The sequence below is a fragment of the Oleiphilus sp. HI0125 genome (assembly GCF_001635355.1).
The window spans coordinates 1-1067 of the sequence record NZ_LWGF01000861.1 but is presented as its reverse complement, the minus strand read 5'-3'; the positions used below and the strand labels follow the sequence as shown (position 1 = coordinate 1067).

Genomic DNA, 1067 nt, shown 5'->3' with positions numbered 1-1067 from the left:
TCGTTTAGGAAAGTTTGGTATCGCGAGCTTTGATCGTAGCGATTACTTCAATCAGAGTGCTGATCATCAAGATGACGATTTAAAGCAATGTGTCATTAAAAAAGTAAATGCCTTTTACACGTTGAACCAGCGACATGTTCCAACTATTCAGTCAGTTCGCCTACTTGCGAACGTTCGTTATTTCGGGGTGATTTTTAACCCTGTTAGCTTTTACTACTGCTTTGATGAGAATGAGCGGCTAACTTCGATATTGGCTGAAATTACTAATACGCCATGGGATGAGCGTCATAGTTACGTCCTCCCGATTGCTGATGGTAAGTTAGATTATCAGAGCTTTGATGATGCAGTGATTGAAGTAGAACAACTTCGTGAGACGGTCAGCCGCTTTTCGTTTTCTAAAGCCTTCCATGTTTCGCCGTTTAATCCAATGAATATGGAATATAACTGGGTATTCAAAACGCCGGGAGAAGGATTGTCGGTACATATGGATAACACCATAGAACGAAGCGATGCATCTGTTGAAAAGCACTTTGATGCCACGATGGGCTTGCACAAAGAAGGCTTAGAACATGGTCTCAATCGATTGCTTAAGCAACCTCTTATGACAGTTAAAGTAGTGCTTGGCATATACTGGCAAGCGTTGAAGTTATGGATCAAACGTAGTCCATTTTATGATCACCCTGACTCTGTCAGTGATAATCAACACAACAATAATGCGAATTCAGCCCTTTAAGGTGGGGAGTTTATTATGAACACACAGCACGTTAATGCCTATCCTCAGGGGCGCCGTTTTAGCTTCCAGTCTATTGCTAAGAAAGCAGTGTTATCACAGCTTAAGGCTTTGCATACTGGAACACTGAGTATTATCGATAACGGCCAGACTTATCGTTTCGGAAACGACAATAACGCTGATTTGATTGCCGAATTACATGTGAACGACGCGTCGTGTTATGTAGATATTATGACCGGCGGAAGTATCGGTGCTGCTGAGAGCTATATGACTGGTGATTGGTCGACGCCTGACTTAGCAAAGTTAGTGCGCTTGATGGTGCGCAACATGGATATTT

The 1067-nt window shown here is 42.5% G+C and carries 1 protein-coding gene and 1 pseudogene; both read left to right on the top strand.

The genetic code is table 11. From position 1 onward, the window contains the following. Positions 1 to 733: DUF1365 domain-containing protein (locus tag A3762_RS14090; RefSeq protein WP_082869144.1), on the top strand; the 733-nt coding region annotated here is incomplete at its 5' end. 15 nt (positions 734 to 748) lie between these two features. Next, a pseudogene (locus A3762_RS14085) lies at positions 749 to 1067 on the top strand (hypothetical protein); the annotation flags it as partial.